Raw genomic sequence first — 26,078 nt, forward strand, 5'->3', positions numbered from 1 at the left:
CGCAAACTCGTGTACATCCTGACCCCAAAGCAGTGGAAAAAACGTTGCGACTCCGGGTGCGCAAGAGGGAGGCGGCCAAGAACGGGCCCGTAAACGCGATAACGCCGGCAGTGCTTGCGCACTGCCGGCGTTTTACGCGCGCGGCCGGGGCCGCGCCGCAGGGTTAGCTTAGTCCCTGATCTCGAGCGCCCGGTTCAGGCTCAGCGCCGCCAGCGAGCCGACCGCACCCGACAGCAAATACAGGCTCACATAACCGAGGCCATAGTGCGCCGACAGGCCCAGTGCGATCAGCGGGGCGAAGGCTGCGCCGACCAGCCAGGCCAGGTCCGAGGTCAGGGCCGCGCCAGTGTAGCGGTACTGCTGCTTGAAGTTCGAGGTCACGGCGCCTGCAGCCTGGCCATACGACAGGCCCAGCAGCGTGAAGCCGACCAGGATGAAGATGTTCTGGCCGGTTTCACCGCCATCCATCAGGGTCGGCACGAAGCCCGAGAACAGCGCGATCAGCGCCGCCAGCGTGCCCAGCGTGGTGCGGCGGCCGACCTTGTCGGCGATGAAGCCCGAGGCCAGGATGGCCAGCGCAGCCAGGACCGCACCCCACATCTGGACGTGCAGGAATTCATTCATCGGGCGGGTGTCGTAGAGCTGGATCCAGGACAGCGGGAACACGGTCACCAGGTGGAACAGCGCATAGCTGGCCAGGGCGGCCAGCGCGCCGATGGCGATGTTGCTGCCTTGCGACTTGACCAGCTCGCCGACCGGCGCCGGATCGAGTTCGTGGGAATCCAGCAGGCGCGAATACTCGCTGGTGGACACCAGGCGCAGGCGGGCGAACAGCGCGACCACGTTGATCATGAAGGCGCAGAAGAAGGGATAGCGCCAGCCCCAGACCAGGAAATCGTCCTGCGACAGGTTGGTGAGCAAATAGGCGAACAGGCCGGCGGCGATCAGGAAGCCGATCGGGGCGGCAAGCTGGCCGAGCATGGCATACCAGCCGCGCTTGTGCTCGGGGGCCGAGAGCGCCAGCAGGGACGGCAGGCCGTCCCAGGAACCGCCCTGGGCCACGCCCTGGCCAATGCGCATCAGGGACAGCAGCACGATCGAGGCCGCGCCGATCTGGCCGTAGGTCGGGATGAACGAAATGACAACAGTGCAGGTGCCCATCAGGAAGAGGGCGATGGTCAGCTTGATCTCGCGGCTATAGCGCTTCTGGATTTCCATGAACAGCACGGTGCCGATGGGGCGCGCGATGAATGCGAACGCGAAAACGGTAAATGAGTACAGTGTCGCTTCGAGCCGGTCAGCCCATGGGAAAAACACCGACGGGAATACCAGCACCGAGGCGATGGCGTAGACGAAGAATTCGAAATATTCCGACGCCCGGCCAATGACCACACCGACAGCGATGTCGGCCGGGTGGATCTCACCGTCCCGGGCATTGATGTTGCGGGCACCGCTAGTGGGGTGGCTGATGGGAGCGGCACCTGCGCCGCCGTGCTGGGTCGAGCTTTGCATATCTTCTCCTGATTCCTGAATCTGATTCTTCGTTCTTGTTGCTGATCTTTACCCGGCCCGGGGCACCACTATTTACCGCAATGCATTTATTGCAAGACGGCATGGGTGGGACAAAGTGTCCAATGGTTCCCGTAGGCCGTTGGCAGTACAGTAGCATGTTCTTATTCCCATGTAACGTTAGATACCTAGCATGATTCCTAAAATTGTCCGCCGCGGACTCCCATTACTCCTGCTTGCAGTGCTGTCCGGCTGCAACACGGTCGTGATGAATCCCAACGGCGATATTGCAAGACAGCAGGCCGACCTGATCACGGTGTCGGTCCTCCTGATGTTGATCATCGTCGTTCCGGTGATGATCCTGATCGTCCTGTTCGCCTGGCGCTACCGCAAGAACGCGGGCGCCAAGTACGAGCCCGACTGGGACCACTCGACCAAGCTCGAGCTGGTGATCTGGGGCGCGCCGCTCCTGATCATCATCGTGCTCGGCCTGATTACCTGGGTCTCGACCCACAAGCTCGACCCGTACCGCCCGCTCGACCGCATCGACGCCAACCGCCCGATCGCCGCGTCGACCAAGCCGATCGAGGTGCAGGTGGTGGCGCTGGACTGGAAATGGCTGTTCATCTATCCGGAGCAGGGCATCGCCTCGGTCAATGAGCTGGTCACGCCGATCGACACCCCGATCCGCTTCAAGATCACCGCGTCGACCGTGATGAACGCCTTCTACATCCCGACCCTGGCCGGCATGATCTACGCGATGCCGAGCATGGAGACCACCCTGAACGCCGTGCTGAACAAGACCGGCGACTACGAAGGCCGGTCGACCAATTTCTCCGGCGAAGGCTTCTCGCACATGAAGTTCGGCTACAAGGGCGTCAGCGCCGGCGAGTTCGACGCCTGGGTCGCGAAGATGAAGGCCACGCCGGGCGCGCTGGACCGCGCCGGCTACATCGAGCTCGAGAAACCGACCTCGCGCGAACCGGTGCGTCATTACGGTTCGGTCGAGCCGGCCCTGTTCAACCGCATCCTGAACCGCTGCGTGGCCGACGGCACTGTCTGCATGAACCAGCAGATGCTTGATGACCACAAGCGCGCCCAGGTCGCCGCCGCAATCAAGCAGCTGCCGAAATCCGGCGCTGCCCAAATGGCGGAAGCGGAAGTCTGCGTCACGCCGGTCCCTGCCGGCAGCGCCCCTACGCCGGGCGCCCTTAACATCACTGTGAAAAAGTAATCATGCAAGACTCATTCGACCTGACGAAGCTTATCTTCGGTCGGCTCAGCTGGGACGCGATTCCCTTCCATGAGCCGATCCTGCTGGCTACCTTCGCCGGCGTGATCGTGGGTGGCCTGGGCCTGGTGGCCCTGATCACCTACTTCCGCCAGTGGAGCGGCCTGTGGAACAACTGGATCACCAGTATCGACCACAAGAAAATCGGCATCATGTACATGATCCTGGGCCTGGTGATGTTCCTGCGCGGCTTCGCCGATGCGCTGATGATGCGCGCCCAGCAGGCCTTCGCCTTCGGTTCCAACCACGGCTTCCTGCCGCCGGACCACTACGACCAGATCTTCACCGCCCACGGCGTGATCATGATCTTCTTCGTGGCGATGCCGTTCGTGACCGGCCTGATGAACTACGTGGTGCCGCTGCAGATCGGCGCGCGCGACGTGGCCTTCCCGTTCCTGAACAACTTCTCGTTCTGGATGACCACCATGGGCGCCGTGCTCGTGATGGCCTCGCTGTTCGTGGGTGAATTCGCGCGTACCGGCTGGCTGGCCTATCCGCCGCTGTCGGGCATCCTCGCCAGCCCCGGGGTGGGCGTGGACTACTACATCTGGTCGCTGCAGATCGCGGGCGTGGGCACGCTGCTGTCCGGCGTGAACCTGATCGTCACCATCATCAAGATGCGCGCACCGGGCATGGGCCTGATGAAGATGCCGGTCTTCGTCTGGACCTCGCTGTGCACCAACATCCTGATCGTGATGTCCTTCCCGATCCTGACCGCCGTGCTGGCCATGCTGGGCATGGACCGCCTGTTCGACACCAACTTCTTCACGAACGACAAGGGCGGCAACGCCATGATGTACGTGAACCTGATCTGGATCTGGGGCCATCCCGAGGTCTACATCCTGGTGCTGCCGGCCTTCGGCATCTTCTCGGAAGTCGTCTCGACCTTCTGCGGCAAGCGCCTGTTCGGCTATACCTCGATGGTGTATGCGACCGTCGTCATCATGATCCTGTCCTACCTGGTGTGGCTGCACCACTTCTTCACCATGGGTTCGGGCGCGAGCGTCAATTCGTTCTTCGGCATCACGACGATGATCATCTCGATCCCGACCGGCGCCAAGATCTTCAACTGGCTGTTCACGATGTACCGCGGCCGCATCCGCTTCGAGCTGCCGATGATGTGGACCGTCTCGTTCATGCTGACCTTCACGATCGGCGGCATGACCGGCGTGATGCTGGCCATTCCGGCGGCCGACTTCGTGCTGCACAATTCGCTGTTCCTGATCGCCCACTTCCACAACGTGATCATCGGCGGCGTGCTGTTCGGCCTGTTCGCCGGCTTCAACTACTGGGCGCCGAAGATGTTCGGTGTGAAGCTGAACCAGTTCTGGGGCAAGGTCTCGTTCTGGCTGTGGTCGATCGGCTTTTGGGTCGCCTTCACCCCCCCGTACATCCTGGGCTTCATGGGCGTGACCCGCCGCGTGAGCCATTTCGAGGATCCGTCGATCCAGTGGCTGTTCCAGATCTCGTTCTTCGGCACCCTGATGATCGCCGGCGGTATCGGCGCACTGCTGCTGCAGATCTTCTTCACCTGGAAAGACCGCGTCAAGCTGCGCGACGTCACCGGCGACCCATGGGATGGCCGTACTCTGGAATGGGCGACCACCTCGCCGCCGCCCGACTACAACTTCGCGTTCACGCCGGTCGTGCACGACAACGACACCTTCGCCGACATGAAGAAGAACGGCTACCAGCGTCCGTTGAAGGCCTATGTGGCGATCCACATGCCGAGCAACACCTGGGCCGGTTTCGTGATCTCCGCGCTGGCGATGGTGGTGGGCTTTGCCATCATCTGGCACATGTGGCTGCTGACCGGCTTTGCTTTCGTCGCCATGATGGCCGCGATCATCGTCCACACCTTCAACTACAAGCGCGATTACTACATCCCGGCGGAAGAAGTCACCCGTACCGAGGAAGCGCATACCCGTCTGCTGGAAAGCCATGTCTGAAATTAAAGCCACTATGCCAGGCGCCCTGAGCGCCGACGAGGTGACCGCGCGCTACCTGGTGCGCGAGCACCACCCGGAGAACGGCACCCTGCTGGGTTTCTGGATCTACCTGATGAGCGACTGCCTCATCTTCGCGTCCCTGTTCGCCACCTATGCGGTGCTGGGCCGTAACTACGCCGGGGGACCGTCCGGCGCCGAACTGTTCGACCTGTCGCTGATCGCGGTGAACACCGCCTTCCTGTTGATGTCGTCGATCACCTTCGGCTTCGCGATGATCTCGGCCCAGGCCAAGAACGTCGGCAAGACCATCATGTGGATGGCGGTCACCGGCCTGCTCGGCCTGGCCTTCCTGTCGCTCGAGATCTACGAGTTCTACCACCTGATCCACCAGGGCGCCGGCCCGTCGCGCAGCGGCTTCCTGACCGCGTTCTTCTCGCTGGTCGGCACCCACGGCCTGCACGTGCTGTTCGGCTTCGTGTGGCTGGTGACGCTGATGGTCCAGCTGAAAAAGCATGGGCTCACCGGCGAGAACTTCCGCCGCCTGCAGTGCCTGTCGCTGTTCTGGCACTTCCTGGACGTCGTCTGGATCGGCGTGTTTACCTTTGTCTACCTACTGGGAGTGCTGCCATGAGCGTGCAACACCACGAACACGGCCACAACCACGATGGCCATGAAACCTATGTGACGCATTACAGCGCCAAGGATTACGCGATCGGCTTCGTGCTGTCGCTGATCCTGACCGCGATCCCGTTCTGGCTGGTGATGGGCAACGTTCTGCCGCCCAATACCACCCGCATTGTGATCCTGGCCTTCGCGGCGGTGCAGGTGGTCGTGCAGATGATCTACTTCCTCCACCTGAACTCGAAGTCCGAGGACGGCTGGAACATGATGGCGCTGATCCTGACTATCGTGCTGCTGGTGATCGTCATGTCCGGCTCCATCTGGGTCATGTACCACATGAACGCCAACATGATGCCGGCCATGGGCGGCGCCAGCGATACGACCCACGGCACGCACGACATGCCGTAATGGAGGACCAGCGCGGCCAGCCGGCAGGACCATCCTCCCACCCGCCACGCGGCGCCTTTGCGCGCCGCGTGGCGGTGGTGGCGGCCCTGCTGCTGGCCGTGCTGTTTGCGGGTCTCGGAACCTGGCAGGTAGTACGCCTGCAATGGAAACTGGACCTGATCGCACGCGTCGACGCACGCGTGCATGCACCAGCCGTTGCCGCGCCTGCCGCGGCGCGCTGGGCGCACGTCACCAAGGCCTCCGACGAATACCGGCGCGTACGCCTGCCAGGTCACTACCTCTACGAGTTCACCACCCCCGTGCAAGCCCTCAGCGAGCTGGGCGCGGGCTTCTGGCTGCTCACGCCGTTCTGCATGGAAGAGGGCCATATCGTCTTCATCAACCGCGGCTTCATTCAAGCCGCGGACAATAAGCCGGGTACCTATGCGGCGCGGCGCGCCGGCGCCAATCCCTGCGCGGCCAAAGGCGAGCGGGTGGAAGTCACCGGCCTGCTGCGCATCAGCGAGCCGGGCGGCGGCTTCCTGCGCGAGAACGACCCGGTGAATAATCGCTGGTACTCGCGCGATGTGGCCCTGCTGGCGCAGGCCCGCGGCCTGTCGAACGTCGCGCCGTATTTCGTGGACGCCGGAAAAGGCCAGGATCCGTCAGGCGCCCCCGAGCGCGCCGTCGGCGGCCTGACCGTGATCGCCTTCCAGAATAACCACCTCGTGTATGCACTGACTTGGTATGCTCTGGCCTTGATGGTGGCTGGGGGCTGGTGGTGGGTGTGCAGGCATGGCGCCAAGCTCGAGGATCATTAGCCTCCGGATGGCCGAAAACTCCGTTTCCATTGTTCGCCGTCTTGGGGCTAACGATTGATTCAGTCACCGCATCCTGGCCACTGACATCCAAGAAAAATAAACGACCCAATGCAATCCCCCCTCGATTTCTTCGCCAAGGCAGCACGTTCCTCGCCGCAGGCCGCCGCGGCGAACGTGGAGTTCGCCGCCGGCCACAAGAACATGCTGCAGCTGATCGAGCTGCGCTGGATCGCCGTAATCGGCCAGATCACGACCATCGCCTCGGCCATCCTGATGTTCGGCATCGAGCTGCCGCTGGTGCACATGCTGCAGGTGCTGGCCTGCCTGATCGCCTTCAACGTCGCCAGCCACCTGCGCTGGCACGAACGGCGGCCGGTGTCGAATGGCGAAATGTTCATGGCCCTGCTGGTGGACGTGGCCAGCCTGACCGTGCTGCTCTACCTGTCCGGCGGCATCACCAATCCCTTCGCCTTCCTGTATCTGCTGCAGGTGATCCTGTCGGCCGTGCTGCTCGAGGTGTTCTGGACCTGGACCATCGTGGCGATCACGATCGGCTGCATGGCCGGCCTGGCCATGTACGCGCAGCCGCTGGCGCTGCCATTCGATCACGCGCGCGGCATGTCGAGCCTCTACATCCAGGGCCTGCTGGTGTGCTTTGCGCTCGATGCGGCGCTGCTGGTGATGTTCATCTCGCGCATCTCCGACACCCTGCGCCAGAAGGCCGCGCAACTGGCTTCCCTGCGCCAGCACGCGGTGGAAGAAGAACACATCGTGCGCATGGGCCTGCTGGCCTCGGGCGCGGCGCATGAACTGGGCACGCCGCTGGCGACCGTCTCGGTGATCCTGGGCGACTGGAAGCGCATGCCGCAGTTCCGCAACGATCCCGGCCTGCTGGAAGAAATCACCGAGATGCAGACCCAGCTCCAGCGCTGCAAGTCCATCGTCAGCGGCATCTTGCTGTCGGCCGGCGAAGCGCGCGGCGAATCGGCGGTGCGCACCACCGTCAAGAGCTTCCTTGACGGCCTCGTCGCGTCCTGGCAGGCGAGCCGTCAGGTAGGCAGCTTCCAGTACAATAACCGCATCCTCGACGACCTGCCGGTGGCCTCGGATTCGGCGCTGAAGCAGACCATCGACAACCTGCTCGACAACGCGCTCGAGGCCTCGCCCGCCTGGGTCGGGCTGGAGGCCAGCATCGAGGACGGCGTGCTGTTCCTGGTGGTGCAGGACCGCGGTCCCGGATTTGCCCCGGAGATGCTGGGCCAGATCGGCAAGCCCTACCAGTCTACCAAGGCCCAGCCGGGCCACGGCCTGGGCCTGTTCCTGGCCGTGAACGTGGTGCGCAAGCTGGGTGGCGCGGTGACGGCAGTGAACCGGGCGGAGGGCGGGGCGCAGGTGACGCTCAGGCTGCCGCTCTCGAGTATCGAACTGGAGGAGGACCGCACTTGACCGCTACACCTGAGCGCCTGCTGCTCATCATCGAAGACGACGAGGCCTTCGCCCGCACCCTGAGCCGCTCCTTCGAGCGGCGCGGCTACACCGTGCTGGTGGCCCACGGCCCGGACGAAGCGACCGCGCTGATCGGCACGCATTCGCCCGGCTATGCCGTCGTCGACCTCAAGCTCAAGGGCAATACCTCGGGCCTGGCTTGCGTCCAGCTGCTGCACGAGCACGACCCGGACATGCTGATCGTCGTGCTGACCGGCTTTGCCAGCATCGCCACCGCGGTGGAAGCGATCAAGCTGGGTGCGGTGCAATACCTGGCCAAGCCATCCAACACCGACGATATCGAGGCCGCCTTCGGCCACGTGGCCGGCAACGCCGAGGTGGAGCTGACCGCGCGCTCTACCTCAATCAAGACGCTCGAATGGGAGCGCATCCACGCCGTGCTGGCCGAGACCGATTTCAATATTTCGGAAGCGGCGCGCCGGCTTGGACTGCACCGCCGCACGCTGGCGCGCAAGCTCGAGAAACAACGGGTCAAATAAGCATGCGCGCGCTCGTTATCGGCCTGTGTTTATTTGCTGCGGTATCCGGCGCGCAGGCGGCCGACCCGCTCGCGGCCGGAAGGCTGGCCTTCAAGCGCTGCGCCAACTGCCACCAGGTCGGCCCCACCGCGCGCAGCAACTTCGGTCCCCAGCTGAACGGCATCGTCGGCCGCCGCGCCGGTTCGGCGCCCGATTTCGCGTATTCACCTGCGATGAAGCGGGCCGGTTTTGTGTGGACCGAGCAGAAGCTCGCCGCCTTCCTGCGCGACCCGGACGCGGTCGTCCCGGGGAACAAGATGCGCTTCTGGGGCATCGGCAACGAGCGCCAGATTGCCGATTTGCTGGCCTACCTGCGTACGGCGAAAGGTGGGAATCCTTGAGTTTCGGGGCGGCGCGCCCGCTTGGCAAGCTCTTGGCGCTGGCCATCCGCCCGGCGGGTAGCAGCGCTCCGCGGCGGATCGATGCCGCGCTTGCCCTTGGCGGCGTCGGCCTGGCTGGCGACCGGCATGCCGATCCGCGCTCGCCACGCCAACTGCTGCTGGCCGGCAGTGGCATCTACGATTCCCTGTCGCTGCCGCGGCACGCCTTGCGCGAAAACCTGCTGATCGACGTGGATACCTCGCAGCTCGCGTCCGGCACCGTTCTGCACATCGGTGCGGAGGTGAGCCTGCGCCTGATGTTCCGGTGCGAAGCCTGCGGCCAGCTCGACCTGCAGCGGCCCGGCCTGGCGAGCAGCGTGCGTGCGCACCGCGGGATGCTGGCCCGCGTTCTTGCTGGCGGCACGATCCGGCCGGGTGACGCGATCGAGGAGCTGGGCCGCCGGATGCCCGCATGGCCCGACGACTGGCGCGGGCGGGTGGCGCAGGTGCTGGATGCGGTGCCGGAAGGCAGCGTGGTCGCCTACCGCGACCTGGCCCGGCTGGCAGGCATCGAGTCGACTTATTGCCGCGCTTTCCCGCGCATGCTCGCCAAACTCGGCCCATCGTATGCAATCAAGGCGGTCGCGGCAAGCGCCGCTTTGTCGCGGCCGCGCTGGGACGGGGCTGGCTTGTACGACGCAGGCAGCTGAAGTCCCGCGCCTGTCGTGCCGCTGTCGTAGCCAGGCCGGGTTTGCTGTCCGATCATCACCGTTCCGCACCAGGAGATCATCATGTCGATTCAAAAAATGCGCCTCCAACGGGGCTGGTCGCAGCAGCAACTGGCCGACGCCAGCGGGCTCAGTGCGCGTACCGTCCAACGTATCGAGTCCGGCCAATCGGGAAGCGTGGAATCGATGAAAGATGATTCATGATCCCGGCGCACGAATCAGTGCATTGACTATTGCGTGGTGGACACGTCCAGTGGATGGGTAGATTCGGCGGCATGGCGATGACGCCATGCCAACACTTGGAACCCGAACACATGAATGCACCAGCACGCCGTTCTCCTGTATAGAGGAAGCTGCTCGCCGTAATGATCGTTGTGGCGGGATCGAACGTGCAGAAAAGCTCGGGTCATGGGACCAAAACCATGATCGAGCGTGTCAAGGGAAATTCACTGTCGGAAAGTTCGCAATTCGGCCAAGAGCGGGTCGACTTTTTTTGTTCCGTGTTCGCTGCTGACGCGACAGATCAGGCGGTTTGTTTCGGCACGGTCGCCAGCAGGCGCAGCAGCGCCGCGGCGTCCACTGGTTTGGTCAGGTGGTGGTTGAAACCCGCGGCGACCGAGCGTTCGCGGTCTCCCGGCTGGCCATAGCCAGTCAGCGCGATCAGCGTCGCGTGCGCAGTCTGCGGCAGCGCGCGGACCCGCCGTGCCAGCTCGTAGCCGTCGATGTCGGGTAAGCCAATATCGAGCAGTAGAATATCCGGCGGAGCCTGCGCAGCCAGCTCCAGCGCGGTGCTTCCTTCGTAGGCGACACGTAGCCGGTATCCGACTGTGCTGAGGAACATTGATAGTGTTTCAGCCGCATCGGCATTGTCATCGACGATGAGTATGTCCATTCCACGGGCGCAGGCCGCTCCGCCCGATTCGCGCTGTGCAAACACCGGTGCGCCGCCTTGCGCCTGTGGCAGCCGGAGGGTGAATTCGCTGCCTGCGCCAGGACCCGCACTGGCCGCACTGACGCTTCCCTGGTGCCGTTCGACCAAGGCCTTGACAAGGGCCAGCCCGAGTCCGAGGCCGCCTTGAGCCCGGTCCGGCGAGCGCTCGCCTTGCACGAACAGATCGAAGACATGAGGCAGCAGCGCGGCGTCGATGCCGATGCCATTGTCGCGCACTACGATTTGCACCATTGCAGAGTCTTGCGTTAGTTCCAGTTCAATGACGCCGCCCTGCGGGGTGTACTTGCTCGCGTTGTTGAGCAGGTTTGTGAGGATCTGGACAAGCCGGGTACCATCACCGTACACCTGCGCAGCTTGCGCGGATAGCGTGAGCGATAAGCGCTGACGGCGCACGTCAATCAGCGGTCGCGCCTGTTCTACCGCATCGCGTACGATCGCGCTCATCTCATGCGGTTCCCGCGCCAGTGCCACCAGGCCGCCTGTAACGCGTGAGACGTCAAGCAGGTCGTCCAGCAGGCTGGTCATATGACCTATCTGGCGGTCAATAATCTCGCAGGTCTGTTTCAGTCGCGCGGGCGTGACCTGACCGACACGCAGGATCTGGGCGGCCATGCCAATCGGGGCCAATGGATTGCGCAGTTCGTGCGCCAACATCGCTAGAAATTCATCTTTGCGGCGGTCGGCGTCACGCAGCTTACCCTCGGCTTCGCGCCGCGAGATCAGTTCGCTTTCGGCTCGTTGGTAGGCCGCCTGCAGCTCGCGACGGCTGGCGTCGAGGGCGTCATTGAGTTGGCTGGCGCGCCGGTTGCTGTCGCGTGCGGCAGCGGCAAGGCCGGCGGCTGCCAGTTCAGCCCGTTCGCCGGCCAGCTTGGCGCCAAGCAGGGGCAGCAGGGCCGCGATGGCAGTACGCACCGACGCTGCAGCTTGCGCCCCAATGAACACTACGATCGCACTACCTGAGCAATCACAGTGGCCCCAGACAGGCAGGTCTGACTCGTCCTCGGCCAAGGGCAGGGACGACTGGGCGCTACGTGCGTCCGCACACTGACGCAAAAACTCTTGCCAGCGGCCACCACAGCGAAGTGTCTGAGGTAAGCCAGGAGCGGGCAAGAATATTCCGACCTCGACGTCCCTGCTGAACACCAGGACCTGTGCAACGCCCGCGTAACGCGCAAGCTTATCCGTTCCGGCGCGTCTCCTGTCCGGCGTCTGTAAATCAATAAAGATGGAGACGAGCTCAAACGGAATCATCGTGCACTCAGAGTGGGATTGCGCACACGACGGCGGTACAGTTATGGAACCCACTAAATTGCCCAGTGCTTCTTGCAATCTGACCGTAAGTATTGCATCCTGCGAAATTTTCGGACCCTAGCGTCGCCGCAACTGCTTCCAGTTCATCTCCGAATTGATGTCCCAGGCGAAGACGCGTAGCCGCACAGTCAAAAAGCAGCGAGCCAGCGTGTTGGCCACCATCCAAGCCATCGAGCGCCGCCTGCGATGCCTGGCGCGCCGCGTCGCAAGCCGACGCCTCATTGGCTACCATGATATGGACCGTGGCCCCGACTGGTACCTCGGCGGCACATGAAATCGACCCGTCCTCATTGAGGGAAAGCGGTACACGCAGCTTATAGCCGTCGCCGGTGTCGATGCCGATCACGTTGTGAAGGAAAAACGGAAGCGGGTCGGCGCGGCTGAAGGTCTGGCCAGTCGCTTGCGCATGCTCTTCAAAGACTTCTACCGCAGGTGCGGCGTTCAGGCTGACTAAGCGGGTGCCTTGGGCTTCGGTGACGCGCAGCGCCGGGCCGCTTGGTTGCCAGCCATGGCGAACGCCGAGGCCGATTGGCTTTTTCGACAACATTTCCAGAACGACGATCGCATCTGTATGCGCTTCTGTGCCAATGAATACATGTGTTTTATGAAACTTGGCGTCGTCGGCGGCTCCACCGCCGAACAATTGGTACGTGCCGCCGGTAAGGACCATCATTTCGTGGATGATCTCGTCCACATAGCCAGCGAGCGCATCGGTCAATATCAGCGCGTTACGGTAGGGGAAGTCCGGATGCTCACTACCGGTAAAGACCGGCATTACCTGGTCGATAGCGCTGCCGGAATTATTCCGAAGACCAGTGCCCAGCCCAGCCCGAAACAGAATATCATCTGCGCGAATCGCCATGACAGAAACCGAAGCATTGCCGGTAGCGCAGCCGGAGAATTCCCCCGCTGACGAGCAGCCAACCAGCAGGCGCGGTTGGCATGCGGTGTCAAGCGCGCCCAACAGTAGCGGAAAATCAAATTCGGGCGAGGCGAATACGATCAGCACATCGGGACGGCCACCATCCAATTTGTGAAGGATCGAGTCGGCGAGCGCCTGGCCTGCGGCGTCAGGCACGCAGAGGGACGTGTGACTGACTGCCACTATCGTATTTGCCATGTATAACCTATGAAGAAAAAGAACGAGGGACAGTATCTTGCAGAGAGAGTAGCGGAAGAACGCCTACCTCATACGCATTCCAAAATACTGCACTTTAGAAATTTTAGCAAATATGTGTCAGGTGGCACTAAAATTGTTAAACAGCGTAAGCTGTTCAACTGCAGGGTAGCAACGCTCAACCGGCCGGGCTCATGGCCGTTACAGGCCAACGAAACGAAAGCAAAACACAGGGGATCGCGTAAGGAGGTCGGGTCGAGCTGACATTGGGCCAGCCCTCGGCACCTTGCTCAACAGGCTGTATCCGGATCGTACTGAGCGACGGAATGTGCTTGGCGGTTGAGTCGGATGCGCTATCGCGTGAGCTGAAGGCAACGGAATAGCCGACTCATCCTTTGCTGGCGACCGTCTGCTGTCGGTCGAACGTGTCGGTCTCGGTGGGGGGTATGCCAGATTGCTGCATGCAAAAGCCCGAACCCTGACTCGAAGCATGAGCAGACGGTCCAAACTTCGAACGAACCTGTTCTTCAGACATCGGTGCCGAAGCTCGCCCCCGCGCTTGACACCGCGTGGGATAATTTTCAGCATCGCGCTACCGTTATGTGGGCTTGCCGACAAGTGAAGTCTGGAGATTTTGTGTCGAACAGGTTTTTGTTTCGACAAGCCCAGGAACGCTCTTCAGTGGCCAGGAATGGCTGTGCCAGCAAACTACCGTGGCCTATTGATGGATTGAGCTTGCCGAACGACGCTTTCGGGTCGACTCCAGTCCTTCGTGACGGTCTGCGATTTTTTCGGCGCCGTCGACCTGATATGCCTTGTCCGACGGGCGAGATCGGCCAGAAGCGAATATGGGAGTCAAACTGCTGCGCGCGTCAGGCATCCTGCCCCGGCCGATCGCCGTCCCCCGGCCCTAGGCAGCGATTCTGACTTGTCCGCTGGGCCATTCTGTTGCGATCAGCCGGTGACGGCATCCGGGGCCAGATGAGCCTCAAATCTGGCGCATGCCGCCGTCCACGAACAGCTCGACACCACTGACGAAACTTGAGTCATCGGATGCGAGGAAAACAGCGGCCTTCGCGATTTCGTCGGGATGACCCACCCGGCCCATCGGAATCTGGGACGCTAAGTGGTCCAGAAAGCCTTGCTGCTGATCCGGATCGGTGCCAACCAGCTCGACCAGGCCTGGTGTCTTGATTGGGCCCGGACTGAGCGTGTTCACGCGAATGCCCTTGCCTTTCAGGTCGACGATCCAGTTCCGGGCAAACGCCCGCACTGCAGCCTTCGAAGCGGCGTACACGCTGAAAGCTTCCGTACCGCCGCTGGCGGCAGTAGAGCCGGTCATGATCACCGATGAACCCGGGCCCATCAAGGGCAGGGCGCACTGCACGGTGAATAAAGTGCCTTTCACGTTGCGCGAGAACGTGTCCTCGTAGTGCGCTTCGGTGATCTGCCCAATGGGAAGCAGGGAGCCGCCGCCGGCATTTGCCACCAGCACGTCGATCTTGCCATGCTCCTGCTTGATTCGATCGTACAGCGCTTGCAACTGGCTGACATCGGCCGAGTCGACCCGGACACCCGTGGCCGTGCCGCGGATCGCGGATACCGCGGCATCGAGTTCGGCCTGGCGGCGGCCGGTGATATAGACGATTGCGCCTTCGCTCACGAAGCGCTTCGCGATGGCCAGGCCGATACCAGTGCTTCCGCCGGTAACGACCGCTACTTTTTCTGTAAGTTTCAGTGACATGGTTTTCCCCTGAGGATGGATTTGAAACGCGCTCGATCTCGAGCACAGATTCAGTGTGGGGCGGATGCAGGTGGAGCGGAAGACAGGCTGGACGCATATGATTTATGCTCTGACTGCATGAATTGCGAAAGGCGCAGTCAAATTGGATAAATTGCTATGGATGCATTGCTTCGTACGGGCGGTGGAAACGGGGAGCTTTTCGGCTGTGGCGCGGGAATTGCAGGTCGGCCAGCCCAACGTTAGCAGGCACATCGCGTCGCTTGAGAAATTGCTCGACACCCGGCTGCTGCATCGTTCGACGCGCCGCTTGGCTACAACGCCTGAGGGGCAGAGCTATTACGCCCAAGCACGTCACGCGCTCGATGTGATCTCGCAGGCGGAGTCCGATGCGCGCGGAGAAAAGAACCCGCATGGACTCCTGCGGGTGTCGTGTGCGGAAAGCCTGGGCACTGAGGTCGTGATGGCCGCGATGCCGGCCTTTCTGGCGCGCTACCCCGACGTGCAAGTCGAGCTGCGGCTCAGCGACGGCTACATCGACTTGGTGGCCGAAGGTGTCGACATCGCGCTGCGCGGCGGGGCACTGAAGGACAGCGCATTGCGCGCACGCCGGGTAGGGACTTCCGAGCGCATCTGCGTGGCGAGCGCGGCCTATCTCGATCAGCATGGCACACCAGCCACCCCTTCCGATCTGCTGCAGCATCAGTGCCTGATCTACACCTTGCTGGGCAGCGGAAGCGCGAGCGGTCGCTGGCCGTTCAGCAGCGGCGACCTCCATGTGAGCGGGCGCTTGCGGCTCAACAGCCTTGAAGGCATCCGCCGCGCGGTCTTGCGCGACATGGGCATAGGTTATCTTCCCTCATGGATGCTTGCCGCCGAGCTCAAGCGGGGCGAGGTGAGGGCGGTGCTGGCGGATCACGCCGCCCCCGGCACACCCCTGAATGCGCTGTATTCGGCCGAGCGCCTGCTCCCGCGACGGGCCTCCGCATTCATCGAATTTATCGGCGGCGTCTTTGCCCGTACGCCGGGACTCGATGGAGTGCCCCTCGTCTGAGCGCCAGGCGCCAAGCTGGCCCGCGCGGCCTGCTGCCCGGCGCGCCCGCATGGTCAGTGCAGGGACCTCTGTATGGCCTGCGGCAGCTGGTCAGGCGCGCAGTAGCGGTAGGTCGTCGACGCGCCCTTGATGATTTGGGTAAATGTCAGCGCGTCGTGGACGACGACCATCTGGCGCTGTATTTCCCGGCGTCCCGGCCCCGATCCAGTGCCGACGCAGCGCTGTTCGACCGTAGCGCGGCCGGCCTTGCGTTTCAGCACAGTCGCCCTGCACGCGCGACTGTGCGCCGTGCTGATGCCATGGCCGTCGTACTGGCGGAGCGCAGCATTCTCAGGCGCTGCGCAATTGCTCCCGCGGGCCACGTAGATCCCGGGTTCTAGCTTGTAAACACCGCCGGGTTTTGCAGATGTATCGACACTGGCCGATACGGTCGCGCTGCATCCAAGCGCCGCAAGCACCAAAGCCGTGCGTGCGATCCATCGTTGTTGGTTTTTCATGTCATCCTTGTTGTCGGCGAGGCCCGTTACGGGGGCGATATTACCCGCGACACCAGGGGATCCAGGGCCCCGATACAGAAGCGCGACAGCTCGATACATTCGATTACGGCCGGCGCGGCGGTGGCGCCCGACGGTGGCGCAGGAAGCGTGAACTAGCCTCGGGGCAGCCTAGGGCTGGAGACTGGGGTGGGTGCGCAAATGCTCGACGATACTGTCGATGAACTTGCGGATTTTCAGAGACCCGTTTTTCCCTTCGCGGTGGACCACCTGCACTGGCCACGGTGGTTCCTCGAAGTCCTCGAGCAAGAGGCGCAACTGGCCCGCCTTCACTGCATCTGCCACCTGATAGGAAAGCAAGCGGGTGATGCCCACTCCGGCGATTGCAGCAGATAGCGCCGCATCGTTGCTCGTGACCGTCAAGCGTGGCTTCATCCTGACGGTGAAAGGTTCTGGGTCCTGTCCGAAGCGCCATTCGACCCGAGGCGACACGGCGCTCGAAGACACGACGGTATGTTGCAGTAAGTCCGATGGATGGGCAGGAACCCCTGAGGCATCGAGGTAACTTGGCGCGGCGCACAAGACGCGCCTGACCTGACCTACACGGGTGGCGCGCAAGGCGGAATCGGGAAGGTGGCCGATCCGAATCGCGACGTCGATTCCTTCTTCCACGACGTTGACAACGCGGTCCAGGAACTGTGCGGTTACCTCGACCTGGGGATATTGACGCATATAGTCGACAATGCAAGGCAGCACCATCATGCGACCGAAGAGAATTGGCGCGGTGATCGCTAGCGTGCCTTGGGGCTGGCTATTGGTGCCGGCGACAGCTTCATTTGCTTCAGCGATGCTGGCCAGGATCGCGCGGGCCGAATCAAAATATTGGCGTCCGGCATCCGTCATGCGCACATTGCGCGTAGTGCGCAGCAACAGGCGCACGCCCAGCTGCTCTTCGAGAGCGACGATCGCGCGCGTGACCGCCGCCGGCGAGACGTCGAGCTTGCGCGAGGCGGAGGCGAATCCGCTTTCTTCGCCAACCGTCACGAATACCTGCATGAGGTGGATTTGGTCGATGACTGTTCTCCTGGCGAAAAAAGTTGAAACCGCGATAGGACTTGCACAGGCATTATTTCGCAAAAGCTTGTCGATAACAATCAACTTGGCGAGAGCCTGCGTGCGCGCTTGTTTTTACCGCTATGATGCGGGCGAAACCTTGCTCTCGCCAAGGCTCTGCGGTGATTTGTCGTTGGCTGTGCTGAATGAGCAGGTGGCTTTACGATGACGCAATGGCAGCGGCACCGGCCAAGAAGGCCAGGAAAAACTCGATCGGACTGGACAAGGAACACTTCGCGGCTGATGGGAGCCTGCATTAGACGCGGCACATGTATCGGGCACATGTTGACGAAGCCGGGGTTCTGTATGCGTTGGTATCTGCACCGGTTTGCATCACCTGGCTCAGCTTACCGGTCCAGACGGAGGCGCTCGTGGGTACGAAACCGTTCGCGTCCCAGGTTCACCAGTGCGCGAAGGCTGGGCGAGACGTGACGACGCCCCGGGTAGTAAAGGCATAGTCCTTCGACCTTGAGGGAGGCGTCGCCGAGCACCTGCTCCAGATGACCGCTGGAGATATCCTCGGCGACATGCCACTCCGCGAGGTAAGCCAAACCCAGCCCTCCACGTGCGGCTTCCCTCGCCAGGGCCGGGTTGTCGAAGGTTAGCATGCCACTCACGTCGATCTCAACTGGGAGGCCGTCGGCCATGAGTTCCCAGCGGTAGAGTGCGCCGCTAGGCAGGCGCATTCGGATACAGGGTTTGGTACGGAGGTCGGCTGGCGTGGCTGGCGCACCAATTTCTTCGATTAACGCCGGAGTACCGACGACGACGTAGCGCAGTGCCGGTTCAATTTGTATCGAAATCATATCCTGCGGAACACTCTGTGCAAGACGGATGCCAGCATCGTAACCACCGGCGACAATGTCGATCAGCCGGCCTTCGGTCACGATGTCGAGATGCACCGCCGGGTAGCGGGCGGCGAACGCCATGAACAAGGGCATGCAGCGCAAGGCGGCGGCAGCGGAGGTATTGATGCGCAGCGTGCCCGACGGCTGGCCGCTGCTACTGCCGGCCGTTTCCATCGCATGCCGGATGTCCAGGAGTGCCGGTGCAATGGCGGCGGCAAACTCGGCGCCAGCTTCCGTTACTGCGACGCTGCGCGTCGTTCGATTGAACAAGCGCACGCCCAATCGCCTCTCGAGCCCGGCAACCGTATGGCTGACGGCGGAAGTCGAGACGCCAAGTGCGGTGGCAGCCGCGCGAAAGCCGCGCATGCGCGCGACCGTGAGTACTGCTTCAAGTTCGGCAAGTGTGGTCATGAGTCCGAAGGAGGGTCTTCGCGGTTCGTCGCGGCTGACGACCGTGTGCCTGGGTCGATTGAAATGCCAGGATGGGCTGGCGTCGTCTCCAGCCCATCCTGGCGTGGCCGGCAAGCATCGTAGCTTGCCGGCCGCCTGGATCATTTGCGCAGGGCCTTGGCCAGGAAGGGGCGCATCAGCGCGCCGATCGTGGCACTGTCTTCTTCGAGCGCGAAGTGACCGGTATCGAGGAGGTGCAGTTGCGCCTTCGGCAGGTCGCGCAAGTAAGGGCTGGCGCCAGCTGGTGGGAAGATTTTGTCGTTCTTCCCCCAGACAATCAGCATGGGTGGCTGATGCTTGCGGAAATACGACTGCCATTGCGCATAATGCCCCGGATTGCTGCCATAGCTGTAGAACAGTTCGAGCTGGATGTCCTTGTTGCCGGGGCGGTCCATGTAGGCCTGATCCAGGGTCCAGGCGTCCGGACTGATCCGCGTGACATCGCGCGCGCCTTCCGTATATTGCCATTTGGTCGCGCCCAGCTCGAACAGGGGGCGCAGTTTCGCGCCATTGGCTTCGGACTTGTCCGCCCAATATTGCTTCAAAGGCTTCCAGAAATCGTTGTCAATACCTTCATCGTAAGCATTTCCGTTTTGCACGACGATGGCGGTGACGCGTTCGGGATGCGCAGCAGCGATCCGGAAACCGATCGGCGCACCGTAATCCTGCACGTACATCGCATACTTGGTCACGCCCACGGCTTCGGTGAATCTGTCGACCACCTTGGCAAGGTTGTCGAAGCTGTACCGGAAGTCCTTCATCGAGGGCATGTCGCTTTGTCCATAGCCCGGATAATCCGGTGCGATGACATGGTAGCGGTCAGCCAGCAGCGGGATCAGGTTGCGGAACATCTGCGATGACGTTGGGAAGCCATGCAGAAGCAGAATTGTCGGCGCGTTCTTCGGGCCGGCTTCACGGTAGAAAATGTTGACGCCATCGACCTTGACGGTGCGGTAGCTGACGCTGGCCGTGCTGGCAAGCTTGGCTGTAGCTTTAGCCGGTGCCGGCGCCGCGTAGGTAGCATTCGAAGCGAATACCAAGGTCATCGCCGCTGCAAGGGGGGCAAAGGTACGGATGATGCGCATGATGATTCTCCTGTGGATCAGTCAATGGAATGAGGTTCTCGTTATGCCTTGTGCCGGACTGCGTGATAGGCGGCTGGCAGGCCTGCCTTCGATCACGCTTAATTTGCGAGAACCGTGCAGCAGATGAATCCATTCTAGGGATGGTCGTGAAGGAGAAAAATGGTGGGGGTCTCAATTGAGTATTTCGCTTGCCGAAACTGACGTGCCGTTTGATAGGGATCCCATGCCTGTCGGGGACGGACGCGTTCTGCACGCCCAGGCACGCGCAAGGGCGGATTAGGTGCGCGCAAGCGGCGCTGGATCGCCAGCCCTTCCGGTGTTTATCAGTGGGAAGTTTGGATTGATCCCGCGCCGCCAGAGGCCACGTGCGCGCACTGGGCGGGCGGACTCGTATACAGAGACTGCAGGCCGGCGTCCTCGAGATCTTCGAGGAGCCGTATTAGCGTTGTGGAGACCTGCTTCAAATCGTACAGCAGGGGAACGATGTCGTTGAGCGCCGCGCCTGCCCGGATACGGCCGACGAGTTGGCCCCCTACATCGTGCAGGCTCCGGTGCGGCGCGTCGATGGCCTGGTACATGGGGGTATCGGCGAAATAGCGGCCATCGCCGATATACCATTTGCCAAGCGCACATTTGGTCAGGCACAGCGGGGGATAGCCCTCCATCTGCCGGACCGGGGAATCCGGAGGGAGTGCGCTGCGCTGGATCGCGTAGCTGACCATCTGGCGCCGCCATTGCACGTGGTCGACGATGGCCATGTGTACCAGCCCTATCGGCATGCCCCGGCATTTGCCGATGTTATGCCGGAACACGTCGAATTCTGCCAGCGGCAGCGGATAGCTTACCAAGTAGCCTTGCGCGATTTCGCAGCCGGCCTCGACCAGGAAATCGTGCTGCTCCGACGTCTCGACACCCTCGGCGACCACATGCAGTCCAAGCTCGTGTCCGAGCCGGATTGAGGAGCGAACGATGGTGGCGTTCTTTGCCGAATTCAGCATACGGCCGACGATGCCCTGGTCTAATTTAATGCTGGTAAACGGCCACTGGCTGAGTGTATCGATCGAGGAGTAGCCGACGCCGTAATCGTCCATCGCCAGCCCGATACCTGCCTCGGCCAGCGCATCCACATTGTGCACCATCCTGTGCCCGGCCTGCATGGCCTGGGTTTCGGTGATCTCGAGTTCGAGCGAGTCCGGCGGTAAGCGGCCTTGCGCCACGCTGCTCAGAACCTGTTCCGTCAGCACATCGTCCTCAAGGTCGGGTGCCGTTACATTGAACGAGACACACATGTCGCTGCTGATGCCCTTCGCAGCAAGGTCATCCATGAGCTTCGGCAGCAGTTGCAGCGTCAGGCGGTTGATCAAACCAGAACGCTCGGCGACCGGGATAAAGGCGCCAGGCGGGAGCAGCACGCCATCAGGGCGCTGCCAGCGTGCGAGCGCTTCAGCCCCGACGATGCGGTTGCTGATCAAGGATGCCTTGGGCTGGTAGTGCAGGATGAATTCCCCGTCACGCAAGCCCTGCATGACCTCGCTCGTCGTTACCGTGACCATGGCGACCCCCAAGCGGAAAGAATATTTTCTTTATCCGCCGATCGGTTCGCATCGTCAAGCGATTTGACAGGCTTGTACACTGTGTGGGGTTAGTGAGCGGGCCAGTCCCGGGAAGTCGACCGGCAGGCGCCAGAGCAATGCAGTCGCCAGCCCGATGAGGGCCGCGCCGGCGCCCGGCGGCAGCGCCAGGACGATCAGCGAGCCGAGCAGGCTGCGCAGGAGGCCGAGGACGGGGCAGGCACGCTCCAGCCTGGGAAGGGCTTTGGTCAGGTTTCGCATAACATTCTCCGGTAGGTTCGGACGGGAACCAGTTGACACGATGAGGTGGTGCGGGCGGATCCCGCGGGCTGCGTTGGCGGCAATAAGGATTCATTCTAGGGAACGCCTGCCGAAGCAGAAACGACGCGCCGGGAAATGGATTATTTCGGCAAACGGCATGCCTGACGCTCGGTTGCCGGTTTGGACCGGCTCGGCAATGCCTTGCATCGCACCTGCCTGTGCCTATACTGGGAACTGGCGCGCCCGCCGGCCCGAAGGAGGCACACGATGTCGACCGACCTGTACGGTCGGCTACCCGACGGTATCGCGGGTCTGAGCTGGGCTGAGGACGTGATCCGCGCCCAGCACGGAGCGGGCCGCTCCGCGACCTGAGGGCAGGTCAGGCACCCGCGGCGGGGGGATTAAAGGGCGAGGCGTCCAGGTATTCCCACTCCAGGCGCTCCGCGACATGGCGCAGGATCCAGCGCTCGACCTCGACTTCCAGGAAGCGCCCGGTGCCGCCGGTCAATCCTTGCGGATCGTCCTGGTCCCACAGCAGGCGCGCGCGCCCGCTCATCTGAAGCAGTCGGCTCCCTTCGAAGTCGGGAACTGACAGTCCGAAGCGTGCGTCCACTTCAAGGTTGCCCAGCGTGTTGAAGATGCTGTTGCCATGGTAGTCGGGTATGCGCAAGGTTCGCGGCCCTATCACCTGGACGAATCCGCGCGGCCCGCCGCGATGCGAGGCGTCGGCGCCGGTTGCGGTAGCTGCACTCGCCACGAACACCGTGTCGGCGGCGCGCAGCAAAGCCTCGACGCTGCCGCCAATACTGTTGCCGGTCGCAACGCCATCAGCGTTTCCTTCCGTACTCAGGGCACGAAGCGCGCGCCGTTGGATGTATTTTGGACAGTTGGGATAGGCTTCCTGCACAGTGATCTCGAGACCTGCCTCGTCCTTATGGCTGACCATGCCGTTGATGCGGTAGCGGCGCCGCGTGCCCAGTTCGATGAATAGCATGCCGACCGCCGGATTTGCCGCAATATTGGCCCAGAACGGATCGGCGCCGTCGCGCCGGCCAGTAGTGACCTCGAGTGCGATCAGTGCATCGCCGGCGGCGCTTACGAAACCCGGCTTGCCGTAAACGACCGATGACCAAACACGGCCGTCGGCATCGCTGCTTGCGAGCACGACCATAAACTGCTTGCTGATGAAGCTCCGGGCGCCGCCTAAAATGCTGGCAGCGATCACGGTGCCGTTGCGATCTGCGATGGCTGCTTCGCCTGCGCGCAGCTGGACTGCGCGCTCGCCTGGGTGAAATGAAAATACGGACATGATGGATTCCTGTCGTCTGGGTGGGCAATGGACGCATTGTCGGCAATAGCGTGACTGGACAGAATCCGTGCTCGGCGCAATTGATTGTTCCGCGGGATGAAATCACGCGTGCTACGCGTGCCGGTTGTTCAGGGCTTAGCGACTCGAGCCGCGCGTTGGCCGCCCATGAAGCCAGCAGTGATTGCGGCGACCTCGACCATCGGGTGTCCATTAGGAAGTGGCGCCTTCGAGGATATGCACCTGGCGGCGACGCCATCCCAGCTCGATGAATCGGCAAAGGCGCCATGGATCAGGACGATGGTCGGTTTGCCGCCTTCCTGCGCCGGCGCAGCGCTAGCAGGACATCGAACATTTTGCAGACTGCATGCGGGCAAGCGGCGTAGTTCCGGATGCATTGTCCACGCGTGGCCTGGACGGCGCCGAAGCGCGCCAAGGGCGAGTGCGCCTGGCTACCCTGGCATGCCATGCCTTGAGCTCAATGGCGCCGTTTGCTTTTTTTGAGGGCGGCCATGGCCTCATGCTGGATCATTGCATCCTGCACGGCATCGATTTCCATTTTGATGCTGTTCATCTGCTGGGCGAAGTCTCTGAGCAACTGGAGATGGGCAGGTCCGGACATGGTCGGGTGCAAGAGTTCTTCCTGGTGGCGTTCGCCAATCTCCTTGCGTTTGCCATGAAGCTTGCGGATGGCTGTCCGGTGCTCGCTTTCATTGCCTTGATCGGATTCATCTACAGCCTAATCGTTTCGGACGAGCGGCAAATCTTCCTATTCACCTAGTTCGTAAGGTGGTTTGTAGCACGTCCGGTTGACCACATCGACCGCATATTGTTCAGTAATTAGCGTGGACACATTGTCGACGCGCCCTACCTTTCAAACGTCTGAAAATTGTCGCCTGGCAACTGATGGGGTTGTCAGGATGTTTGCATCGGATGGCTGGCAGGTCCCGAACATTCCACTTCCCGAAATAATCCATTTCTCCGCGCCCCGTTTCTCAAGATGCGCCTGTCGGCCAGAATGACTTCCATGCCGTAACGACGGCTACCAATTCAACCGAACCATTCCAATCAGGAGCGCATCATGAAAGCAGCCATCATCATTTTCTCGGATCCAAAAAACGGCGGCGAAGAAGCCCTCGGACGCCTGTTCAACGGCTTGGCCGCCGCCTACGACTTCAAGCAGCGCGGTACTGAGGTCGCCATTTACTTCCAGGGTACGGGCACCCGCTGGGCCGGAGTGGTCGGCAACCCGGCACACCCGGTCCATGCGCTCTACCAGGCAGTAGCTGACACCGTCGCCGGCGTGTCCTGCGGCTGCGCAGACGTCTTCGGCGCCCGCGAAGATGCCGAGAAGAATGGCTTCGATCTGGTCACCGACAACAGCGTGCCCGGCACCTCGGGCCTGCCCAGCATCGCCCAGCTCGCCGCTGATGGCTACGCCATCTACAGCTTCTGATCAAGTGCAGTCTGACATGGCCACCACCGTGAACGAACTCCGCCCACCCTTGCCGCCATTTTCCCGGGAGAGCGCCATCGAAAAGATCCGCCTGGCGGAGGATGGCTGGAACAGCCGTGATCCCGCCCGGGTCGCCCTGGCCTACAGCCTGGATACCCGCTGGCGCAACCGCGCTGAGTTCGCGCAAGGACGGGACCAGGCAAAGGCCTTCCTCGAGCGCAAGTGGCGCAGGGAGCTGGAGTACCGACTCATCAAGGAGCTGTGGGCGTTCACGGAGAATCGCATCGCCGTGCGCTATGCCTACGAATGGCGCGACGATTCCGGCAACTGGTTCCGCTCGTACGGCAATGAGAACTGGGAGTTCGGGTCCGATGGGCTGATGGTCAACCGCTACGCCTGCATCAACGACCTGCCCATCCTCGAGCGGGAGCGCAAATTTCACTGGCGGCTGGGACGGCGTCCAGATGAGCATCCCGGGCTATCCGAGCTCGGACTATAAGCGCATGGGGGACGACATGATGGCATGGCTGATGAGATTGCTAGTGCGTCCTCCTCCCCGGAAGCACGCGGACGCGCCGCAAGACAGCGCGGAATGGCGGGCCGATCTTGGGCATGGATGATGGTGCCATGGCAGTTACCCAGGTCGCTAGTCGCAGGGAACGCAACATGAACACGTATATCGGCAAGGGCAGCACCTTCTTCATCACTTCTTTTCATGCAAAGGCTTGAGATTATGCGCTACCACATTCGAACCGTTGTGCAGCACGGCGTCCATGTGAAGGAGTTCCACATGGTGCCCGCCGATGGTTCCCGCGCGCCCGACTGGGCGCCCGGCAGCCACGTCGAGATCGGGTTTCGCTCGCAGTCGGGGGAGGAGTTCCACAAGGCCTATTCCCTGGTCGGCGCTCCGGGCGAGTGCCTGCGCATTGCCGTACAGCGTGAACCGGCGGGGCGCGGCGGTTCGCGCGTCCTGCATGACGAATACCAGCCAGGCATGCAAGTGGAGCTGGGCGCGCCCGTCGATGCGTTCAGCCTGAAGCGAGGCGCTGCGCGCACGGTCTTGGTTGCCGGCGGGATCGGCATCACGCCGATGACCTCGATGGCGCGGGCCCTCGACGGCGCCGGCCACCGCTTCGAACTGCACTACCTGGCGCGCGAGCCAGAGCGGCTGGTGCTGATGGGCGAGTTCGAGGGCATGCGGCACGGCGTGGTGTCGACCTATCTTACCAGCGGCGGACAACGCCCGGACCTGGACACGCTGATCGGTCCTTACGTGGAAGGCAGCGAACTACACGCCTGCGGCCCGGTGTCGCTGCTCGAAGCGATCCGTACCCGTGCGGCGGCCCTGGGCTGGCCCGCGGCCCACGTACACGTAGAGAGCTTCGGCGCGCGCAGCGCTAGCGAGGATAAGCCGGTGCGGGTCTACCTGCGCCAGAGCGACCTAAGGATCGAGGTCGCGCCCGGCACCTCGATCCTCGATGCGATGATTGCTGCTGACGCTTTCGTCTCCTACGACTGCAAGCGCGGGGAATGCGGCAATTGCTTCGCCCAGGTGGTGTCAGGCACACCCATGCACCGCGACGTCTGCCTCACGCCGCAACAGCGGCTCCAGGGCATGACCACATGCGTTTCCTGGGCCGCGAGCAGCGATCTCGAACTTGATCTTTAG

Annotated in this window: 27 protein-coding genes; 16 read left to right on the forward strand and 11 right to left on the reverse strand. The window is 62.4% G+C overall.

Annotated elements, in window-relative coordinates; genetic code table 11:
- Positions 1-168: 168 nt before the first annotated feature.
- Positions 169-1,512 carry an MFS transporter gene (locus AC56K1_RS03930; protein ID WP_497156524.1) on the reverse strand — a complete coding sequence of 448 codons (1,344 nt, stop codon included), beginning with the start codon at positions 1,510-1,512 and terminating at the stop codon, positions 169-171.
- 190 nt (positions 1,513-1,702) lie between these two features.
- Between AC56K1_RS03930 and cyoA the strand changes: the two genes are divergently transcribed.
- From cyoA to AC56K1_RS03980, 10 genes are all read left to right on the forward strand, one after another.
- Positions 1,703-2,743 carry a ubiquinol oxidase subunit II gene (cyoA, locus tag AC56K1_RS03935; protein ID WP_497156525.1) on the forward strand — a complete coding sequence of 347 codons (1,041 nt, stop codon included), beginning with the start codon at positions 1,703-1,705 and terminating at the stop codon, positions 2,741-2,743.
- Between the two features lie 2 nt (positions 2,744-2,745).
- Positions 2,746-4,749 (forward strand): cytochrome o ubiquinol oxidase subunit I, encoded by a 2,004-nt coding sequence (gene cyoB / locus AC56K1_RS03940; protein WP_497156526.1) that lies wholly within the window; start codon positions 2,746-2,748, stop codon positions 4,747-4,749.
- Positions 4,742-5,380: a cytochrome o ubiquinol oxidase subunit III gene (gene cyoC / locus AC56K1_RS03945; RefSeq protein WP_497156527.1), complete on the forward strand. Its 639-nt coding sequence runs from the start codon at positions 4,742-4,744 to the stop codon at positions 5,378-5,380. Before cyoB ends, cyoC begins: the two co-directional genes overlap by 8 nt.
- Positions 5,377-5,778, forward strand: a complete 402-nt coding sequence (gene cyoD / locus AC56K1_RS03950; RefSeq protein WP_489872801.1) for a cytochrome o ubiquinol oxidase subunit IV — start codon at positions 5,377-5,379, stop codon at positions 5,776-5,778. The genes cyoC and cyoD overlap by 4 nt, the downstream gene beginning before the upstream one ends.
- A complete protein-coding gene (locus AC56K1_RS03955) occupies positions 5,778-6,578 on the forward strand; it encodes an SURF1 family protein (protein ID WP_497156528.1) in 801 nt (266 codons plus the stop codon). The genes cyoD and AC56K1_RS03955 overlap by 1 nt, the downstream gene beginning before the upstream one ends.
- Before the next feature lie 108 nt (positions 6,579-6,686).
- A complete protein-coding gene (locus tag AC56K1_RS03960; RefSeq protein ID WP_497156529.1) occupies positions 6,687-8,024 on the forward strand; it encodes an ATP-binding protein in 1,338 nt (445 codons plus the stop codon).
- Positions 8,021-8,563 (forward strand): response regulator transcription factor, encoded by a 543-nt coding sequence (locus AC56K1_RS03965; protein WP_497156530.1) that lies wholly within the window; start codon positions 8,021-8,023, stop codon positions 8,561-8,563. Before AC56K1_RS03960 ends, AC56K1_RS03965 begins: the two co-directional genes overlap by 4 nt.
- A gap of 2 nt (positions 8,564-8,565) precedes the next feature.
- The gene (locus AC56K1_RS03970) at positions 8,566-8,943 is read left to right on the forward strand and encodes a c-type cytochrome (RefSeq protein WP_497156531.1); all 378 of its coding nucleotides are present in this window, start codon (positions 8,566-8,568) and stop codon (positions 8,941-8,943) included.
- Positions 8,940-9,632, forward strand: a complete 693-nt coding sequence (locus tag AC56K1_RS03975; RefSeq protein WP_497156532.1) for an MOSC domain-containing protein — start codon at positions 8,940-8,942, stop codon at positions 9,630-9,632. Before AC56K1_RS03970 ends, AC56K1_RS03975 begins: the two co-directional genes overlap by 4 nt.
- 81 nt (positions 9,633-9,713) lie before the next feature.
- Positions 9,714-9,854 carry a helix-turn-helix domain-containing protein gene (locus tag AC56K1_RS03980; protein ID WP_497156533.1) on the forward strand — a complete coding sequence of 47 codons (141 nt, stop codon included), beginning with the start codon at positions 9,714-9,716 and terminating at the stop codon, positions 9,852-9,854.
- 319 nt (positions 9,855-10,173) lie between these two features.
- Here AC56K1_RS03980 and AC56K1_RS03985 read toward each other — a convergent pair whose 3' ends face one another.
- The 3 genes from AC56K1_RS03985 to AC56K1_RS03995 all read right to left on the reverse strand — a co-directional run bounded on the left by AC56K1_RS03985 (position 10,174) and on the right by AC56K1_RS03995 (position 14,774).
- Complete coding sequence (locus AC56K1_RS03985) at positions 10,174-11,853, reverse strand: hybrid sensor histidine kinase/response regulator (protein ID WP_497156534.1); 1,680 nt, start codon at positions 11,851-11,853, stop codon at positions 10,174-10,176.
- 7 nt (positions 11,854-11,860) lie between these two features.
- Positions 11,861-13,033: an FIST signal transduction protein gene (locus AC56K1_RS03990; RefSeq protein ID WP_497156535.1), complete on the reverse strand. Its 1,173-nt coding sequence runs from the start codon at positions 13,031-13,033 to the stop codon at positions 11,861-11,863.
- A 985-nt stretch (positions 13,034-14,018) separates the two neighbouring features.
- Positions 14,019-14,774 carry an SDR family NAD(P)-dependent oxidoreductase gene (locus AC56K1_RS03995; protein ID WP_497156536.1) on the reverse strand — a complete coding sequence of 252 codons (756 nt, stop codon included), beginning with the start codon at positions 14,772-14,774 and terminating at the stop codon, positions 14,019-14,021.
- A 142-nt stretch (positions 14,775-14,916) separates the two neighbouring features.
- Here AC56K1_RS03995 and AC56K1_RS04000 point away from each other — a divergent pair, with 142 nt between their 5' ends.
- Positions 14,917-15,825 carry a LysR family transcriptional regulator gene (locus tag AC56K1_RS04000; protein WP_497156537.1) on the forward strand — a complete coding sequence of 303 codons (909 nt, stop codon included), beginning with the start codon at positions 14,917-14,919 and terminating at the stop codon, positions 15,823-15,825.
- 53 nt (positions 15,826-15,878) lie between these two features.
- Here AC56K1_RS04000 and AC56K1_RS04005 read toward each other — a convergent pair whose 3' ends face one another.
- Together AC56K1_RS04005 and AC56K1_RS04010 are read right to left on the reverse strand one after the other, a co-directional pair.
- The gene (locus AC56K1_RS04005) at positions 15,879-16,322 is read right to left on the reverse strand and encodes a hypothetical protein (protein ID WP_497156538.1); all 444 of its coding nucleotides are present in this window, start codon (positions 16,320-16,322) and stop codon (positions 15,879-15,881) included.
- A 168-nt stretch (positions 16,323-16,490) separates the two neighbouring features.
- Positions 16,491-17,375 carry a LysR family transcriptional regulator gene (locus AC56K1_RS04010; RefSeq protein ID WP_497156539.1) on the reverse strand — a complete coding sequence of 295 codons (885 nt, stop codon included), beginning with the start codon at positions 17,373-17,375 and terminating at the stop codon, positions 16,491-16,493.
- A gap of 16 nt (positions 17,376-17,391) precedes the next feature.
- Here AC56K1_RS04010 and AC56K1_RS04015 point away from each other — a divergent pair, with 16 nt between their 5' ends.
- Positions 17,392-17,601, forward strand: coding sequence for a hypothetical protein (locus AC56K1_RS04015; RefSeq protein WP_497156540.1), 210 nt, complete (start codon positions 17,392-17,394; stop codon positions 17,599-17,601).
- Between the two features lie 178 nt (positions 17,602-17,779).
- Here AC56K1_RS04015 and AC56K1_RS04020 read toward each other — a convergent pair whose 3' ends face one another.
- From AC56K1_RS04020 to AC56K1_RS04040, 5 genes are all read right to left on the reverse strand, one after another.
- Positions 17,780-18,691 (reverse strand): LysR family transcriptional regulator, encoded by a 912-nt coding sequence (locus AC56K1_RS04020; protein ID WP_497156541.1) that lies wholly within the window; start codon positions 18,689-18,691, stop codon positions 17,780-17,782.
- A gap of 140 nt (positions 18,692-18,831) precedes the next feature.
- On the reverse strand, positions 18,832-19,815 hold the full coding sequence (locus AC56K1_RS04025; RefSeq protein ID WP_497156542.1) for an alpha/beta fold hydrolase: 984 nt from the start codon (positions 19,813-19,815) through the stop codon (positions 18,832-18,834).
- A 323-nt stretch (positions 19,816-20,138) separates the two neighbouring features.
- A complete protein-coding gene (locus AC56K1_RS04030; protein WP_497156543.1) occupies positions 20,139-21,368 on the reverse strand; it encodes an EAL domain-containing protein in 1,230 nt (409 codons plus the stop codon).
- A gap of 54 nt (positions 21,369-21,422) precedes the next feature.
- A complete protein-coding gene (locus tag AC56K1_RS04035) occupies positions 21,423-21,647 on the reverse strand; it encodes a hypothetical protein (protein WP_497156544.1) in 225 nt (74 codons plus the stop codon).
- A gap of 379 nt (positions 21,648-22,026) precedes the next feature.
- Complete coding sequence (locus AC56K1_RS04040; RefSeq protein ID WP_497156545.1) at positions 22,027-22,956, reverse strand: pyridoxamine 5'-phosphate oxidase family protein; 930 nt, start codon at positions 22,954-22,956, stop codon at positions 22,027-22,029.
- 364 nt (positions 22,957-23,320) lie between these two features.
- On the opposite strand from AC56K1_RS04040, the gene AC56K1_RS04045 reads away from it, so the two are divergent.
- From AC56K1_RS04045 to AC56K1_RS04060, 4 genes are all read left to right on the forward strand, one after another.
- Positions 23,321-23,734: a hypothetical protein gene (locus AC56K1_RS04045; protein WP_497156546.1), complete on the forward strand. Its 414-nt coding sequence runs from the start codon at positions 23,321-23,323 to the stop codon at positions 23,732-23,734.
- A 300-nt stretch (positions 23,735-24,034) separates the two neighbouring features.
- Positions 24,035-24,409 (forward strand): DsrE family protein, encoded by a 375-nt coding sequence (locus tag AC56K1_RS04050; RefSeq protein ID WP_497156547.1) that lies wholly within the window; start codon positions 24,035-24,037, stop codon positions 24,407-24,409.
- Between the two features lie 16 nt (positions 24,410-24,425).
- The gene (locus AC56K1_RS04055) at positions 24,426-24,908 is read left to right on the forward strand and encodes a nuclear transport factor 2 family protein (protein WP_497156548.1); all 483 of its coding nucleotides are present in this window, start codon (positions 24,426-24,428) and stop codon (positions 24,906-24,908) included.
- A gap of 234 nt (positions 24,909-25,142) precedes the next feature.
- Positions 25,143-26,078, forward strand: coding sequence for a PDR/VanB family oxidoreductase (locus AC56K1_RS04060; RefSeq protein ID WP_497156549.1), 936 nt, complete (start codon positions 25,143-25,145; stop codon positions 26,076-26,078).

This window comes from Telluria sp. ZB4P37 (genome assembly GCF_059685855.1).